Source organism: Burkholderiaceae bacterium DAT-1 (assembly GCA_019084025.1).
In the GTDB taxonomy this organism is placed as follows: Bacteria; Pseudomonadota; Gammaproteobacteria; order Burkholderiales; family Chitinimonadaceae; genus DAT-1.
On sequence record JAHRBI010000002.1, the window covers coordinates 83,215 to 99,187 of the forward strand.

Consider the following 15,973-nt stretch of genomic DNA (forward strand, 5'->3'; position numbering starts at 1 on the left):
GGGTAGCGATGCACTTTGTGTTACAACCCAGCCTTTGCATCTCAGGCATGAGTCATGGCGCTCACCTATATCTGGAGCGGTTTTTTCCTGATCGGCATTCTGTCCGCCAGCATACAATGGATGACCGGCGACGCGGATGTATTCATGCGCGTGGTGGATGGCATGTTCAGCTCGGCGCGGATGTCGGTGATGGACATTGCTCTGCCGCTGGCGGGCGTGATGACCTTCTGGCTGGGCATGTTGAATATCGCAGAAAAGGCAGGCATCACCGAAGTGCTGGCGCGGCTGATTGCCCCATTCTTTGCGCGTATCTTTCCGGATGTGCCACGTGATCATCCTGCTAATGCGCACATGGTGATGAATTTCTCGGCCAATCTGCTCGGGCTGGATAATGCGGCCACCCCCTTTGGTCTGAAAGCCATGGATAGCCTGCAATCGCTGAATCCGGAAAAAGATACTGCCAGCAACGCGCAGATCATGTTCCTGGTGCTGCATACGTCCGGACTTACCCTGCTGCCGGTGGCCATCATGGCGCAACGGGCGGTGATGGGTGCACACGATCCATCCGATATCTTCATTCCCTGCATGATTGCCACCTATGTTGCCACCATGACCGGTCTGCTGGCAGTGGCCATAAAGCAGCGCATTCGTTTGCTTGATCCTGTATTACTGGGCTGGATTGGCGGGATGACGGGTGCGATTGCCGGACTGGTCTGGTATCTCAGCCAATGCCTGACCCGGCCTGAGCTTGAACAATTCTCGCGAGTGTTTGCCAATGCATTGCTACTTGGCTTTATCGCGCTCTTCCTGCTGGTTGGGCTCTGGCGCCGCCTCAATGTATACGAGGCCTTTATTGAAGGCGCAAAACAGGGTATGCAAACCGCGCTGACCATCATTCCCTATCTGGTGGGCATGCTGGTGGCGATTGGCGTGATGCGCAATGCCGGTGTACTGGATGGGGTGGTCAAAGGACTTAACTGGTTGCTAGGGCTGATGGCGCTGCCGACCGACTTTACTGCTGCCGTACCCACTGCCTTGATGAAGCCGCTAAGTGGTAGCGGCGCGCGGGCACTGATGATTGACACCATGCAGGCGCATGGCCCGGATTCATTTGTAGGCAGGCTGGCCTGTATTTTTCAAGGATCGGCAGACACCACGTTCTACATTGTGGCCCTGTATTTTGGCTCGGTCGGCATACGCAAGAGCCGATATGCGATTGGATACGGACTACTTGCAGATTTGACCGGCGCGATTGCGGCCATTGCGGTCGCTTGGTTGTTCTTTGGCACGCACTGAACGTCAATAGCACTGCGCGCCGGCCGTGGAACAGGTGAATGTTTGTTTCATTGCGTATCACCCTGTAGGATTCAAGCGATAGTCACAGTAATATTGCAATCAACGTACGACCTGGATCACGGATGAACACCACTGAACTCAAAGCCTATTTTACCGAGCTGCAGAACACCATCGTCAGCGGATTGGAAGTCCTGGATGGAGGCCATTTTCTGCGCGACTCGTGGGTGAGGGCGGCTGGCGGCGGTGGTACCAGCTGCATTATCGAAGGCAGCAATCTATTCGAGCGCGGTGGCGTAGGCTTTTCACACGTGATGGGCGACAAATTGCCCGCTTCTGCCACCGCGCACCGTCCTGAACTATCCGGTCGCAATTGGGAAGCCATGGGCGTCTCGCTGGTGCTGCATCCGCGTAACCCCTACATACCGACAGTTCACATGAATGTGCGCTGTTTCCGGACGTTCAAGGCAGGTGAACCCGATGTAATCTGGTTTGGTGGCGGCATGGATCTGACGCCCTATTACGGTTTTGAAGAAGATGCGGTTCATTTTCATACGGCCTGCCGTGATGCGCTGTCCCCATTCGGCGACGGCTATTACCCGAGATTCAAGCACTGGTGCGATGAGTACTTCTACCTCAAGCATCGCGGCGAGCCACGCGGCGTGGGTGGCATTTTCTTTGATGATTTTAGCGAGCTCGGTGATCAGAGCAGCTTTGCCCTGGTGCAGAGCGTGGGAAATACCTTCCTGAGCGCGTACGTACCCATTGTCGAGCGTCGGCGGGCAATGGATTACGGTGAGCGCGAACGCGACTGGCAGGCTTACCGTCGCGGCCGCTATGTGGAATTCAATCTGGTGTGGGATCGCGGCACATTGTTCGGTCTGCAATCGGGTGGAAGGACCGAGTCCATCCTGATGTCGATGCCGCCAGTTGTGAACTGGCGCTATGACTACCACCCCGAGATCGGTTCTCCAGAAGCCAATCTACTCAAGGATTTTATTAACGGACGTGACTGGCTGCCGCTCGACAGCCAGTCTTGAGGGGGCTTAGCCTTTCACCACGGTATTCGCGCATAACACAGTCAGAAGGGTGGCCATGTCGTGATACTGGGTGGCAGGAATAGCATCTGCTACCCAGACGCGCACATCTGGTTTGGTCGGCCCAAAGAACTGGGTGCTACCTTTGACACGTATCCTCGCGACAGGTAACCCATTCTGTGAAACGAGCCAGTCGATAAATCCGGGTTGGTTGCTCTGTTTGCCGATGCGTAAGCCGCTCACATGCCACTGGGCATTGTTTGCCAGGAAATGCCCCTCGATCGCATGCATTGATTCGTAGTTCAGGAACAGCTTGTCCTGTCCGAGTTCACACTCGAACGACTGTCCACGGGCGAGTATACAGTGTCCCGATACATCGCCCTCGGTGCTGGCTACAGCGACCTTGGCATCACGTGGAAAGACGGAAAAGGATTCGCCTTTCTCGCAAAGCCACGCATGCCTATCGCACGGCATGATGAGATGCGTCAGCAGGTTGCCCAGCAGCTCGCCGGCTGCAGCCTTGATGGCATTGTTGTCATCAGCCAGAAACTCGCCGCGATACTGTTCTTCCAGAATAATCACCTGCTTGCTGCCTGCGCCACTGATGTCAATGGTTGCTCGCCAGTCTTTACCCGGTGGGTCTGGAGGTGGTTGAACGCTTGCACATCCCGCAAGCAATAGGGCAAGTAAGAGTAAAAGGCTGCGCATCATGTCTCCTCCCAGAGAGCGTTGCTTGAATTTGACCCCAGCGTTGCTGAATCCACCATGAATGGAAAAAAGAAAGCCGGCAATCGCCGGCTTGAATGGGGGCTAAGCAAACTGCTGCTTAGTCTGTCAGTCCTTCAAAAAGTGCCGTTGATAGATAGCGTTCACCAAATGACGGGATAATCACTACGATCAGTTTGCCGGCGTTTTCCGGGCGAGCGGCGACTTCAAGTGCGGCCGTGATGGCGGCGCCGGAGGAAATGCCTACCAACAGGCCTTCTTCGCGAGCGGCACGGCGCGCATTTTTGAACGCATCTTCGTTTTTAACGCGGATCACTTCGTCGTAGATACCGGTATTGAGAACAGCAGGCACAAATCCGGCGCCAATACCCTGAATCGGATGCGGACCTTTTGGACCTCCGGACAGCACCGGGCTGGCGTCAGGTTCTACCGCAATGGCTTTGAAAGAAGGCTTGCGTGCCTTGAGTACTTCCGAAATGCCGGTGATCGTGCCGCCGGTTCCTACGCCAGAAATCAGAATATCCACCTGTCCATCGGTGTCGTTCCAGATTTCCTCGGCGGTGGTAGACCGGTGAATCGCCGGATTGGCCGGATTCTCAAACTGTTGTGGAATGAAATAGTTGGGGTTGGCCTCGGCCAGTGCTTTAGCCTTGGCAATTGCACCGCCCATGCCGTCCGGGCCGGGTGTTAGTACCAGTTCTGCACCGTAACCCCGCAGCAGGGCACGGCGCTCACGCGACATGGTTTCCGGCATGGTGAGAATCAGCTTGTAGCCACGCGCGGCGCAGACCATCGCCAGACCAATGCCGGTATTGCCGGATGTGGGTTCGACGATGACGGTATCGGGGCCAATTTTGCCTGCTGTTTCAGCCGCGTCGATCATTGCAACTGCAATGCGATCCTTCACACTGTGCGAAGGATTAAAAAACTCCAGCTTGGCCACTACGCGCGCGCCCAAGCCTTCTGTCACGCGATTCAGTTGTACCAGCGGGGTATTGCCGATCAGACGGGAAACATCGGAAGCGATGCGCATGTAGCGCTCCTTGAGAGATTGAGTAGCCAGCATTCTAAGCCTTTACCCAGACTGCGCTACAATTACAGGATCATATTGATATATCCGGAAATTCAGAATTTCTGGATGCTTGCGGATTTTGCTTATATGAAGACATTTATTGTCGGTGGGGCAGTGCGTGATCGGTTGCTAGGCTTACCGGTCAAGGATCGTGACTGGGTGGTGGTTGGGAGTGATGCCGAAACGATGCTGGCCGAAGGCTTCAAGCCGGTGGGAAAGGACTTCCCGGTGTTTCTGCATCCCCGTACCCATGAGGAATATGCCCTTGCCAGAACCGAGCGCAAGCGTGGCCATGGGTATCACGGATTTGTATTTTATGCAGAACGCGATGTATCGCTTGAGGAGGATCTTGCGCGCCGGGATCTCACCATCAACGCGATTGCCGAAGATGAAACTGGACGGTTGTATGATCCTTACCATGGGCAACGCGACCTGAAGGCAGGTGTATTGCGCCATGTGTCACCTGCCTTTGCCGAAGATCCTGTTCGCATTCTCAGATTAGCCCGATTTGCCGCGCGATTTGGATTCTCTGTCGCGACCGAAACCATGATGTTATGCAAACGCATGGTAGCGCAGGGCGAAGTCGATCATCTGGTAGCGGAGCGCGTCTGGCAGGAGTTTGCCAAGGGCATGATGTGTGACCAGCCATCGCGTATGTTCGCGGTGCTGCGCGAATGCGGTGCACTGGCGCGCCTGTGGCCTGAGCTGGATCGCCTGTGGGGTGTCCCGCAACCCGAGCAGTGGCATCCGGAAATTGATACCGGTGAGCATGTCATGCAAGTGCTGGATTATGCAGCTAGCACGCATGCACCACTGGCCGTGCGCTTTGCCGCCCTGTGTCACGATCTCGGCAAGGGTATGACACCAGCAGAGGAATGGCCGCGCCATATCGCCCATGAGGCACGTGGCGTGCCACTGGTGGAGGCGAGCTGCGAGCGCCTGCGTGTACCTGCCGATGTGCGGGATCTGGCGGTGATATGCTGTCGCGAACATGGGGTTGTGCACAAGGCGCATGAATTGCGCCCGGCTACCATGCTGGAGCTGATGATGCGTTGCGATGCGATTCGCCGCCCCGAGCGATTTGCCATGCTGCTGGATGCCTGCGTGGCGGACGCACGTGGTCGAACCGGCATGACATCGTGCGACTATCCGCAGGCCGCCTTTCTGGCGCAGTGCTTAAAAGCCGTGCAGGGTGTGGATGCGGGGGCGATTGCACGTCAATGCGATGATAAATCGATGATTCCTGAGCAAGTCAGACTGGCGCGTATTGATGCGATTCGCTTGGCGATCCAGCCGGCGACATGAATATTTTCATGATGTGTAGTTAAAAACTACATACTACATTTGGATCATGTCCATCTAGTTCATAGACTTAGCGAATCAAACATAATGTTAATGTGCTAACGTCATGATTGATAAGGGTAATTGTACTTTTACTACAATTACCGTTTGCCATTTTCTCAAGCAAAGGCAGGTCAAGTTGGTGTAAGATGCTGGCTTCCGACTACATTTGTCCGTTCAACCGTGCCCCACGAGGGTGGAGGCGAGGTGACGGCTTTTCCTGTTTTTCTGGAGAGTTTCTATGTCGACGGCTGTTAACGTCAATGCGCCATCCTGGGTCAAGCACGCAGGTCTGATCGAGTGGGTCAAGCAGATTGCTGAACTGTGCGAACCACAAAGCGTGTACTGGTGCGATGGTTCTGAAGATGAGTACAACCGTCTGTGCGCACAAATGGTCGATCAGGGCACCCTGATCAAGCTGAACGAAGCCAAGCGCCCTAACAGCTATCTGGCCCGTTCCGATGCATCCGATGTGGCGCGTGTGGAAGACCGCACCTTCATCTGCTCGGAAAAGAAAGAAGATGCAGGCCCCACCAACAACTGGATGGCTCCTGCAGAAATGCGCGCCAATCTGGCCGGTCTGTTCAAGGGTTCCATGCGTGGTCGTACCCTGTACGTGGTGCCGTTCTCAATGGGGCCGCTGGGTAGCCCGATTGCCCATATCGGTATCGAACTGACCGACTCCCCGTACGTGGCTGTGTCCATGCGCACCATGACCCGTATGGGTGCCAAGGTGTTCGACGTGCTGGGGACCGATGGCGAATACGTGCCGTGCGTACACACCGTGGGCGCACCGCTGGAAGTCGGTCAGCAAGATTCCGCTTGGCCGTGTAACCCGACCACCAAGTACATCGTTCACTATCCGGAAACCCGTGAAATCTGGTCCTACGGTTCTGGTTACGGCGGCAATGCGCTGCTGGGCAAGAAGTGCTTCGCGCTGCGTATTGCGTCCACCATGGGCCGTGATCAGGGCTGGCTGGCCGAACATATGCTGATCCTGGGTGTGGAATCCCCGCAGGGCAAGAAGAGCTACGTCGCTGCTGCCTTCCCGAGCGCCTGTGGCAAGACCAACTTTGCGATGCTGATCCCGCCGAAGTCACACGACGGCTGGAAGGTCACCACCATTGGTGACGATATCGCCTGGATCAAGCCGGGTGCCGATGGCCGCCTGTACGCGATCAATCCGGAAGCAGGCTACTTCGGTGTGGCACCGGGTACGTCGCTCAAGTCCAATCCGAACGCGCTGGCTACCCTGCATGAAAACTGCATTTTCACCAACGTCGCACTGACCGATGATGGCGATGTGTGGTGGGAAGGTCTGGGCGAAGCCCCGGCTCACCTGGTTGACTGGCAAGGCAAGGACTGGACGCCGGAAGACGGTAAGACCGGCCGCAAGGCTGCGCATGCTAACGCCCGCTTTACCGCGCCTGCAGCGCAATGTCCGTCGCTGGATGGTGACTGGGACAATCCGGCAGGTGTACCGATTTCTGCCTTCATCTTCGGTGGTCGCCGCAGCCACGCTGTGCCCCTGGTATTCGAATCGCACGATTGGGATGCCGGTGTGTACATGGCCGCGACCATGGGCTCGGAAACCACTGCAGCTGCCTTTGGCGCGCAAGGTGTGGTTCGCCGCGATCCGTTCGCGATGCTGCCGTTCTGCGGCTACAACATGGGTGACTACTTCAAGCACTGGCTGGATATGCCGGGCCGCGCAAGTCAGCTGCCGAAGATCTTCTGCGTGAACTGGTTCCGCACCGACGACAACGGCAAGTTCATCTGGCCGGGCTACGGTGAAAACATGCGCGTGCTGGAGTGGATCGTGGGTCGTTGCCAGGGTACTGCCGCTGCGCGTGATACCGCACTGGGCTTCATGCCGACCTACACCGACATGGTGTGGCAAGGTCTGGAGTCGGTGACAGAAGAAGTGTTCCATCGTCTGACATCGATTGATGCCGGTGTATGGGATAAGGAATTGCACGACCACGCCGAGTTCTTCGACAAGCTGGCCGATCGCTTGCCTGCAACACTCAAAGACAAGCGTGATGCGCTGAAAGCCCGTCTGGCCGCCATGCTGTAAGAACTGACAGTTCTCACCATTCAAAACGCCGTAGTATCAATAAGATACACGGCGTTTTTTGTTGCCTTAGAGAGACAGGTGACCGCATTTCGTCACAGGTCTTTTGCATTTGTGCGCATCCTTTTTATAGTGAGCACACAAATATACACACAAATATGGGTGGCCTATGGTGAGCAAATTCCACTCTGTCGTTACTCGAGGTGGTGAGGAATATAATATAACTTCATCCGAGTATGACATCCTGTCCAGTCTGGCCGAAGGGCTGACCAACAAGGAGATCGCGCATCGGCGCGGTACCAGTGTCTTTACAGTGAATAATCAGGTACATCACCTGCTTAAGAAGGTTGGGGCAAGGAACCGATCTCAGGTGGTCAGAGTGTATCTTGAATTGCAGGAAAAGATGGCAGAGCCGGTGGCTTGAGGTTGTCACCGCTAAGCACGATTCAAGCTTTCGGTACGTCATTCATCTTCAGGCATCCCGTCAAGAATCTGGCGAATAGCCGCAAGTTCTTCTCTTGAGGCTATGCCCGTATAAGTGAGACATTTGCACATAAAATAAGGGAGTACATCTGTGAACACATGGGGCCAGTAATGCGCTGGTGAGGTGGGCGATAACTTTTTTGTTGTGCAGAAACGAACATGCCGCCCGAAGGCGGCATGCAGCACATTAAATGTGAAACGGCTGGATCAGCTGATCGCCATCAGCTTGTGGTATTTATCCATCAGCTGGTCTTGAGATTCCTTGCGATCCGGATCAAGCGGAATGCAGTCTACCGGGCACACTTGCTGGCATTGCGGCTCGGTATAGTGGCCGACACATTCGGTACATTTGTCCGGGTCAATCTCATAGATTTCCGGGCCTTGCGAGATGGCAGTATTGGGACACTCCGGCTCGCAGACGTCGCAGTTGATGCATTCATCGGTGATCATGAGCGCCATGATGACTGTCCTTTATATTCTATTGGGTACCTGAATGGGGCAATATTCTCGCATCAAGACCCGTCTCGTATCAAGATGGAAATGCACGAGCGGCATACGCAGCAGGTGAAAAAGCGCTCGCAAAATCATTAAGATATCGAGCGCTTGTTGAGTCACGTCGCCCCGCAACATGTTGCGGGGATTCGTTCTGAATAGGCAGCGTGCGCGGCGAACGCGATGCCGTTTACTTCACAAACTGCAGAATGCCCAGAATCACCGCACCCAGAATGATGCGATACCATGCAAATACGTTCAGCGAATGGCTGGCCACAAAGCGCACCAATGGCTTGATCACGAACAGCGCCGAAATGAAGGCGGCGACAAATCCGACAGCAATACTATCGATTTGTGCCAGAGACAGATCGTTGCGATGTTTCAGCAGATCGTAGGCGGTGGCGCCCAGCATAGTCGGAATGGCGAGAAAGAAGGAAAACTCGGTGGCGGCTTTGCGTGACAGTCCGGCAAACATCCCGCCGATGATGGTGGCAGCAGAGCGCGAGGTGCCCGGAATCATGGCCACACATTGTGCCAGGCCTACGCCCAGCGCCTGCTTCCAGCTGATGCGGGTGAATTCTTCGGTATCACTGGCCAGATGTTTGCGCTCAACCGCCAGGATAATGAAGCCCCCCACAATCAGCGCAATGGCCACCACGGTCGGGGTAAACAGCAGATGCTTGATCGGACCGACGACCGTCAGGCCGAGCACCACGGCGGGGAAGAATGCGATCAGAACAGCGATGGCGAAATTAATGTCCTCCGCCTGACGACCCAGAATGCCTTTAACCAGCTGAATAATCTTTTCACGGTACAGCACGCAGACGGCCAGAATGGCGCCAAGCTGGATGACCACTTCAAACACTTTGGAGTCACCGGAGGAGAAGTGCAGCAGGTCACCGAACAGAATCAGATGACCCGTCGAGGAAATGGGTAGAAATTCCGTCAGGCCTTCGACAATGCCGAGAAAAAACGATTGCAACAGGTAAATGAAATCCATGATGTCCAGTGTGCTTGGTAAGTAAATGTAAAGAAGGCCGCCATCATACAATGAGCGGGGAGGGTTTTATTATTTCAGTTATGTAACGCCTGTCGGCAAATTAACTCGCCAATGGTGGCGATTTCCTGAGCGATGGCTGCGTTGAATTTCATGCCAGCGTTGATGCGCAGACAATTGCCACAGGCATTGCCCAGGCTGAACAGGCGACCGGGGGCAAAGCGCACTCCCCGCTGAATGGCAGCTTTCAGCAATTCTACGGTATCAATGTCGTGTGGCAGCTCGACCCAGATCAGCGATCCCCCCGTTACATCCGCGATGCGGGTGCCAGCCGGAAAGTGCTCGCCAATGCAGCGGCGGTAGGTGGCAACATTGTGCGCAAGTAGCTGACGCAGCCGTCGCAAACCCGGTTCGTGCTGGCCGCCATTGAGCCAGCCAGCGTACGCCGATTGAATTAGCGAAGAAACGGGCTCATAGCCGGAATTGCGCTCACCCTCGAATTGCAGGCGCCAGCGTCCGGTCGCAGCAAAGCCGCACGGCAAGCCCGGCGCGATGCTAAAACTCAAATCCGCACAGTACAGTACATTGCCCGTTTGATCGAAGGCCTTCAGTGGCAGCGGGCGGCGTTCGCCGTTGTGCAATTCGCCAAAGCTGTCTTCCTCGATGAGCGGGATGCCTTTTCCGGCCAGCAAGCTAACCAGTTCTGCTTTATGCTCATCCGACATCATGCTGCAGGTGGGAATCGGAAAGTTGGCGCAGAACAGGCAGGCGTGAATCGTCTGGGTGTCCAGTGCTTCGCGCAGAGCCGATAACGATATGCCGGTCACGGGATGGACCGGAATTTCCAGTACCCGGACTTTCAGCGACTTGAGTATTTCCATAAAAGAAGGGTCGCCCGGCGAGCCCACTGCCACGGTGTCGCCGGGTTGCGTCAGCATGCGCAGACAAATGGCGACTGCTTCCTTGTCGCCGTGGGTGATAACGATTTCTTCCGGCCGGAAATCACAGCCGATGCGAATCGAGCGGCGAGCCAGTTGCTCCCGCAACGCCTGATTACCGGCATCCATGCCTGAAAACGCCAGTAAATCCGGCTCATGGCGAGCCAGCCGGCTCATGTGACGCTGCATGGCTTCCAGCGGATAAAAGGCCGGATCAATCAGTGCGCGCCCCAGCGGTGACTGGGTGCCGCCGCGCAGCAGTTCCAGCATCAACTGGCGATGTTCATCCAGCTCTATGGCTTGCGGCAGGCCGGTCGACACCGTTTGCTCGGGTGCCGGAAATGGCCGGCTGGCTACCCGCACAAAAAAGCCCATGCGGGGGCGCGCCTCGATCAGCCCCGCATCTTCCAGCAAATGCAGTGCATGCGTCACCGTGGCCGGACTGGCCTCGTTGAGATGACAGAGTTCGCGCACCGATGGCAACTGGGTGCCCGGCTGGAACACGCCATCGCGGATGCGGGTGGCCAGGTCATTGGCAAGACGTTGATAGCGTGTGGTCATGAATGGACACAGTGACGATTTTTGTGGGGGTGATCCTATCTGTGTGGCTGCCAATTGTCCAATTTAGCCCACCCCCTACCGCGCTGTTCGGCGCGGTGCCACGTAAAACATTAAATCGCGAGCGGGGCGCCATCCTCGAACAGGACAAACTGACCGGGTTCGAGTGGTGTCCAGTGCTCGTTGTCGGTAAGCGGCAAGGTGGCGATCACCGCCACGCGGTCGTTGGGTGTGGTGACTTCGCTGAAATCGATGGTGACATCATTGTCGAGCAAATGCGCCTGACCGAATGGTGCCTTGCGGACGATGTAGTGCAGGCGCGTGGAACAATGGGCCGCGAGCCATTGGCCATTGGACAGCATGAAATTGGCAATGCCGTGTGTATGTAGCGTGGCGGCTAGTTCGCGTAGCACAGGGGCGAGTTCGCAGGCGCTGGGTTCGCGATCGAAGCGAGCGGTGAGCTGCTCCATCAGCCAGCAGAAGGCGTGTTCGCTGTCTGTTGACCCGACCGGTGTAAAGCGATTGCTAGTGAGTGCAGGCAGATCTTTCAAGTCGCCATTATGAGCAAATAGCCAGTATCGCCCCCAGCATTCGCGCTGGAAGGGATGTGTATTGGCGAGTGACACCTGTCCCACGGTGGCTTTGCGGATGTGGGCGATGACATTGGTTGATTTGATCGGGTAATTGCGTACCAGCGCTGCCACGGGCGAGATTGCCGAGGCCTGCCAGTCGAGAAACAGCCTGCAACCCTTATCCTCGAAAAAGCCGATGCCCCAGCCATCTGCATGATGATCGGTAAGTCCGCCACGGCGATGAAAGCCCTCGAAGGAGAAGCAGATATCAGTGGGGACATTGCAGTTCATGCCGAGGAGCTGGCACATATCTAAATCCGTCTGTTGATCCAATCTTTTATAATTAGATCATATTAAGTGTTGAAATCAAAAAACGCCCGGCGATAAAGCGCGGGCGTTTTGCTATATGGTGGATGCCTTAGCCCAGACCAACCGATACCGAATTATAGCCAGCATCGACGTGGGTGATTTCGCCGGTGATACCTGACGACAGATCGGACAGATAGAAGGCAGCGACGTTGCCGACTTCTTCGATGGTCACGTTGCGGCGCAGCGGCGCATTGGCGGACACATGGCCGAGAATCTTGCTGAAACCGGCGATACCGGCTGCAGCCAGGGTCTTGATCGGACCGGCGGAGATACCGTTCACGCGCACGCCCTGCGGGCCGAGGGCCGATGCCATGTAGCGCACATTGGCTTCGAGACTGGCCTTGGCCAGACCCATCACGTTGTAGTTCGGGATGGCACGTTCTGCACCCAGATAGCTCAGGGTCAGCAGCGAGGCGGTAGGCGACAGCATCGGGCGGGCAGCCTTGGCCAGCGCAGCAAAGCTGTAGGCACTGATGTCGTGAGCGATATTGAAGGCTTCGCGGCTCACGGATTCGAGGAAATCGCCATTCAGGGCTTCACGCGGGGCAAAACCGATAGAGTGTACGATGCCGTCGATGTGGGTCCACTTTTCGCCGAGATCTTTGAACAGCTGGGCGATTTCTTCATCGCTGGACACATCGCAGCGCAGGATGATGTCGGAGCCAAAGCCCTGAGCCATCTCGACCACACGGTCCTTCAGCTTGTCATTTACATAAGTGAAGGCCAGATTGGCGCCTTCACGCTTGGCTGCTTCGGCAATGCCGTAAGCGATCGAACGGTCGGAAAGCAGACCGGTGATCAGGATATTCTTGTTGGCTAGAAAGCCCATGGTGTCTTCCTTCCTTGGATACGTGGCCGCGATTATAACGATGAAACTGCTGCTTGGCGCGACGCAGCGCAATGAAATCCGACCCTTAGTGTGCAGAAGCCGATGATCAATGCGCGCTTATTTGTGGCGCATAGCCATCCGTCAGGGTGCCCAGAAAGGCGACGATAGCCGCTATATCTGCATCGTTCAATACCGGCGCATCGCCCGGTTTGCCGCCAAATGGCGCGTCACGATTCAGGTTGTCGTGGTACTGAATGGGCAGGTCGTCATACAGGTGGACAACGCCACTGGCATTGACCGGATACCAGCGCTGGGGATGGGTGTCTCGCGTGGCATAAAACGCAACCGCATCGTGTAAATCGTGCATGACGCCATTGTGGAAGAATACTTTTCGCGTGGCGACATTGCGCAGGCTGGGCGTTTTGAATAGCCCGCAAGTGTCGCTGCGTGTCGCGAGGTCCCGTCGTGCCGGGCCACAGAGGCCAAGATCAAAATAGTCAGCATCGAGATTGACCCTCAGGGTGCCATTGCGGGGAACCCCTAATGCAATATGCCCCCAGTCACTGAAAACCGGAAACCCACCGTCGCGGATGGTGCTGGGATGACAGCTGGCGCAATTACCTTTCTGGGGATCGTCGAACAGACGCAAGCCCTCGGCTTCCAGCTTGCTCAGCGCGGTGTGTCCGCGCAAATAGGCGTCGTATTTGCTGCTAAACGGATAGAACAGCGCAGGCGATTGCTGAAATGCTTCCAGTGCCTGCAGTGTGGCATTCATGATGCGCGTGTCGTCGTGGGCAATTGCTTCCCCGAAAATGGCTTGATAGCGTGGCAAATATCCCGCTTGCCTGATTTTCTCCACCACGTCGGCGTCGCTTTTATTGGCCATTTCCACGGGCGATAGCAAAGGCAGCCGCGCCTGTTCGTGCAGAGAATCCGCGCGACCATCCCAGGTTAGGCCTCCTGTTGGCCCTTGATCGATGCCTGATCCTTCACCTTCATAGAAATGCTCGGAAAAGGGCGGTGTACCTGCGCGATACTTGAGCGATGGAACGGCGCGGTTGCCGAGTTGCAGACCGTCGGCACCGCCCGGCTGTATTGCCAGCGCATTCGCAGGCGCAAAATGATGTGCTGGATCGTGGCAGCTGGCACAGGATTGTTGGCCGGATGCCGACAATCGGGGATCAAAAAAGAGCGCTTCGCCTAAGCGGGTGATGGCTGCTTGTGGCACACCAGACCTTGGCTGCTGATAGAAGGCAGCCAGGACGGGCAGGGCTGCTACTGCCAGCAATGCAGCAAACATCTTGAAGGAATGTGGATGATTCATTGTGTACAAAGTCTTACGGGCGTGACCTGCGTCCAGCGACCGATCATGTGCGCTTAATGTTAGACTCGGAAGATGCCTATATTTCCTGTATTGATGTTCTGGATGCCACGATGAAACTCAGATTCCTTACCGTTTTGACTACCCTTGCCTTTACCATGGCAGCGTATGCCGCCGATACCAAAAGCGAGGCACGCAAGACGGCCGCATTGAAGCAAAAAGTCAGCAATATCGTGGTGATCTACGCCGAGAACAATGGCTTCGATAAGCTCTATGGTTTATTCCCCGGCGCAAATGGCATTCCGTCAGCCCAGCACTATATCCCGCAGACCGACCGCACGCCAGAAGGCGACGTTCTTCCCACCCTACCTGCCACGTGGAAAGGCGTCACCGCAAAAGGACAGATGCCGGTCGTGACCGAAGCGCAAAGCGCAGGCTTGCAGAATGCGCCTTTCCGAATTGATCTGGCATTCAAGGATGAACAGGGCAAAGCGGTCACGGGTGAAGTCATTACGCGTGACTTGTATCATCGATTTTTTGAAAACCAGATGCAGATTAACGGCGGCAAGAACGACAAGTTTGCCGCATACAGCGATGCGGGTGGCCTGACGATGGGTCACTTTGACGGTAGCCAGATGGAAATGTGGCAACTGGCGAAGGAGTACGTACTGGCCGACAACTTCTTCCAGGGGATTTTTGGCGGGTCGTTCAGTAACCATCAATATCTGATCTGTGCATGCGTACCGGAATATCCCAATGCAGATCAGTCGCCAGCCAAAGGGTTGATTACTGCTTTGGAAACCGATGAACAAGGCAAATATCTGCCAAGGCTGACCCTTGCCGAGACTTCGCCGAAGTCGGCACTGGATGGCGCAGTCAAGTTCAAACACAGCAGCAATCTGACCCCCAAGGGCTATTTCGGCGACGATACTTTCCGCGCCATCAATACCATGCAGCCTGCCTACCAGCCGAGTGGCAATCAGCCCGCCAGTACTGATTCAGATGCCCTCGCGTACGCCAACCCCGACAAGCCGACCACCTTGCCACCGCAAACGCAAACCACCATTGGTGATCAGCTGAGCGAGCGAAAGGTCAGCTGGGCCTGGTATGGCGGAGCGTGGCATGCTGCCTTAAAGGATGGCATGCGCGATCCGGCCGCCAAGCGTGAAGTGATCTATACCCCCAAGCCGGATTTCCAGGCGCACCATCAGCCCTTCAACTATTACGCAGCTTTTGATCCGAAGACGCACGCCGACGAGCGTCAGCAACATCTGAAGGATTATGACGATCTGTTGATGGCGGTAGACGCCGGGAAGCTGCCTGCCGTGACCTTCTACAAGCCAGAGGGGCCTAAAAACCAGCATCCGGGCTATGCAAATGTGATGGAAGGGGATCGCCACATTGCCGCACTGGTGAAGCGTCTGCAAAAGAGTCCGCAGTGGAAAAAGATGGTGATTGTGGTCACCTATGACGAGAACGGCGGGGCATGGGATCATGTGGCGCCGCCCAAAGGTGATCTGGCCGGGCCGGGTACGCGCATTCCTGCCATCGTTATTTCACCGCTGGCGAAAAAAGGTCTGGTGGATCATACCCAGTACGATACCGCGTCCATTCTGCGCCTGATTGCTCGTCGCTTTGATCTGCCCGAGCTGCCGGGAGTCGCCAAACGCGATGCGGCACTGGTACAACATGGCGGTGTGCCGATGGGGGACCTGACTGCCGCGCTGACACTCGACTGATCCCGCGTCCAGCCTCACGATCGCCGCCCTTCGGGGCGGCTTTTTTGTATCTGAATCTGGTTGACCATTCGGCGGCTGGTACCTTGTCCAAAAAAAGCATTCGCTAATATGGATTGATGGTGGGGTGCGTGA

The 15,973-nt window shown here is 55.9% G+C and carries 14 protein-coding genes; 6 read left to right on the forward strand and 8 right to left on the reverse strand.

What is annotated here, in order from left to right; translation table 11 throughout:
* The first annotated feature begins 54 nt into the window (after positions 1-54).
* Both KSF73_03515 and hemF read left to right on the forward strand, forming a co-directional pair.
* On the forward strand, positions 55-1,296 hold the full coding sequence (locus KSF73_03515) for a hypothetical protein (GenBank protein MBV1774780.1): 1,242 nt from the start codon (positions 55-57) through the stop codon (positions 1,294-1,296).
* 122 nt (positions 1,297-1,418) lie between these two features.
* Positions 1,419-2,333, forward strand: coding sequence for an oxygen-dependent coproporphyrinogen oxidase (gene hemF, locus KSF73_03520; GenBank protein ID MBV1774781.1), 915 nt, complete (start codon positions 1,419-1,421; stop codon positions 2,331-2,333).
* Between the two features lie 6 nt (positions 2,334-2,339).
* On the opposite strand, the gene KSF73_03525 is transcribed toward hemF, so the two are convergent.
* Both KSF73_03525 and cysK read right to left on the reverse strand, forming a co-directional pair.
* Positions 2,340-3,038, reverse strand: a complete 699-nt coding sequence (locus KSF73_03525; GenBank protein ID MBV1774782.1) for a hypothetical protein — start codon at positions 3,036-3,038, stop codon at positions 2,340-2,342.
* 118 nt (positions 3,039-3,156) lie between these two features.
* Complete coding sequence (gene cysK, locus KSF73_03530) at positions 3,157-4,089, reverse strand: cysteine synthase A (GenBank protein ID MBV1774783.1); 933 nt, start codon at positions 4,087-4,089, stop codon at positions 3,157-3,159.
* A gap of 126 nt (positions 4,090-4,215) precedes the next feature.
* Between cysK and KSF73_03535 the strand changes: the two genes are divergently transcribed.
* The 3 genes from KSF73_03535 to KSF73_03545 all read left to right on the forward strand — a co-directional run bounded on the left by KSF73_03535 (position 4,216) and on the right by KSF73_03545 (position 7,967).
* Complete coding sequence (locus tag KSF73_03535) at positions 4,216-5,433, forward strand: multifunctional CCA addition/repair protein (GenBank protein ID MBV1774784.1); 1,218 nt, start codon at positions 4,216-4,218, stop codon at positions 5,431-5,433.
* Positions 5,434-5,710: 277 nt separating this feature from the next.
* Positions 5,711-7,546: a phosphoenolpyruvate carboxykinase (GTP) gene (locus KSF73_03540; protein MBV1774785.1), complete on the forward strand. Its 1,836-nt coding sequence runs from the start codon at positions 5,711-5,713 to the stop codon at positions 7,544-7,546.
* A gap of 166 nt (positions 7,547-7,712) precedes the next feature.
* The gene (locus KSF73_03545) at positions 7,713-7,967 is read left to right on the forward strand and encodes a LuxR C-terminal-related transcriptional regulator (protein ID MBV1774786.1); all 255 of its coding nucleotides are present in this window, start codon (positions 7,713-7,715) and stop codon (positions 7,965-7,967) included.
* Positions 7,968-8,233: 266 nt separating this feature from the next.
* Here the strand turns inward: KSF73_03545 and KSF73_03550 are convergent, their stop codons facing one another.
* From KSF73_03550 to KSF73_03575, 6 genes are all read right to left on the reverse strand, one after another.
* Complete coding sequence (locus KSF73_03550; protein MBV1774787.1) at positions 8,234-8,485, reverse strand: YfhL family 4Fe-4S dicluster ferredoxin; 252 nt, start codon at positions 8,483-8,485, stop codon at positions 8,234-8,236.
* A 223-nt stretch (positions 8,486-8,708) separates the two neighbouring features.
* On the reverse strand, positions 8,709-9,518 hold the full coding sequence (locus KSF73_03555) for an undecaprenyl-diphosphate phosphatase (protein MBV1774788.1): 810 nt from the start codon (positions 9,516-9,518) through the stop codon (positions 8,709-8,711).
* A 74-nt stretch (positions 9,519-9,592) separates the two neighbouring features.
* Entirely contained in the window at positions 9,593-11,014 is a 1,422-nt protein-coding gene (locus tag KSF73_03560) for a PLP-dependent aminotransferase family protein (protein MBV1774789.1), read from the reverse strand.
* A 110-nt stretch (positions 11,015-11,124) separates the two neighbouring features.
* Entirely contained in the window at positions 11,125-11,892 is a 768-nt protein-coding gene (locus KSF73_03565; protein ID MBV1774790.1) for a class II glutamine amidotransferase, read from the reverse strand.
* Between the two features lie 109 nt (positions 11,893-12,001).
* Positions 12,002-12,781 carry an enoyl-ACP reductase FabI gene (gene fabI, locus KSF73_03570; protein MBV1774791.1) on the reverse strand — a complete coding sequence of 260 codons (780 nt, stop codon included), beginning with the start codon at positions 12,779-12,781 and terminating at the stop codon, positions 12,002-12,004.
* Positions 12,782-12,887: 106 nt separating this feature from the next.
* The gene (locus KSF73_03575) at positions 12,888-14,105 is read right to left on the reverse strand and encodes a cytochrome-c peroxidase (GenBank protein MBV1774792.1); all 1,218 of its coding nucleotides are present in this window, start codon (positions 14,103-14,105) and stop codon (positions 12,888-12,890) included.
* A gap of 110 nt (positions 14,106-14,215) precedes the next feature.
* On the opposite strand from KSF73_03575, the gene acpA reads away from it, so the two are divergent.
* Complete coding sequence (gene acpA, locus KSF73_03580) at positions 14,216-15,841, forward strand: acid phosphatase (GenBank protein ID MBV1774793.1); 1,626 nt, start codon at positions 14,216-14,218, stop codon at positions 15,839-15,841.
* Positions 15,842-15,973: the final 132 nt, after the last annotated feature.

What these genes read in the sequence shown, in the direction of transcription:
- KSF73_03515 (MBV1774780.1), top strand. Translation starts at nt 55, where the DNA reads ATGGCGCTCACCTATATCTGGAGCGGTTTTTTCCTGATCGGCATTCTG.
- hemF (MBV1774781.1), top strand. Translation starts at nt 1,419, where the DNA reads ATGAACACCACTGAACTCAAAGCCTATTTTACCGAGCTGCAGAACACC.
- KSF73_03525 (MBV1774782.1), bottom strand. Translation starts at nt 3,038, where the DNA reads ATGCGCAGCCTTTTACTCTTACTTGCCCTATTGCTTGCGGGATGTGCA.
- cysK (MBV1774783.1), bottom strand. Translation starts at nt 4,089, where the DNA reads ATGCGCATCGCTTCCGATGTTTCCCGTCTGATCGGCAATACCCCGCTG.
- KSF73_03535 (MBV1774784.1), top strand. Translation starts at nt 4,216, where the DNA reads ATGAAGACATTTATTGTCGGTGGGGCAGTGCGTGATCGGTTGCTAGGC.
- KSF73_03540 (MBV1774785.1), top strand. Translation starts at nt 5,711, where the DNA reads ATGTCGACGGCTGTTAACGTCAATGCGCCATCCTGGGTCAAGCACGCA.
- KSF73_03545 (MBV1774786.1), top strand. Translation starts at nt 7,713, where the DNA reads ATGGTGAGCAAATTCCACTCTGTCGTTACTCGAGGTGGTGAGGAATAT.
- KSF73_03550 (MBV1774787.1), bottom strand. Translation starts at nt 8,485, where the DNA reads ATGGCGCTCATGATCACCGATGAATGCATCAACTGCGACGTCTGCGAG.
- KSF73_03555 (MBV1774788.1), bottom strand. Translation starts at nt 9,518, where the DNA reads ATGGATTTCATTTACCTGTTGCAATCGTTTTTTCTCGGCATTGTCGAA.
- KSF73_03560 (MBV1774789.1), bottom strand. Translation starts at nt 11,014, where the DNA reads ATGACCACACGCTATCAACGTCTTGCCAATGACCTGGCCACCCGCATC.
- KSF73_03565 (MBV1774790.1), bottom strand. Translation starts at nt 11,892, where the DNA reads ATGTGCCAGCTCCTCGGCATGAACTGCAATGTCCCCACTGATATCTGC.
- fabI (MBV1774791.1), bottom strand. Translation starts at nt 12,781, where the DNA reads ATGGGCTTTCTAGCCAACAAGAATATCCTGATCACCGGTCTGCTTTCC.
- KSF73_03575 (MBV1774792.1), bottom strand. Translation starts at nt 14,105, where the DNA reads ATGAATCATCCACATTCCTTCAAGATGTTTGCTGCATTGCTGGCAGTA.
- acpA (MBV1774793.1), top strand. Translation starts at nt 14,216, where the DNA reads ATGAAACTCAGATTCCTTACCGTTTTGACTACCCTTGCCTTTACCATG.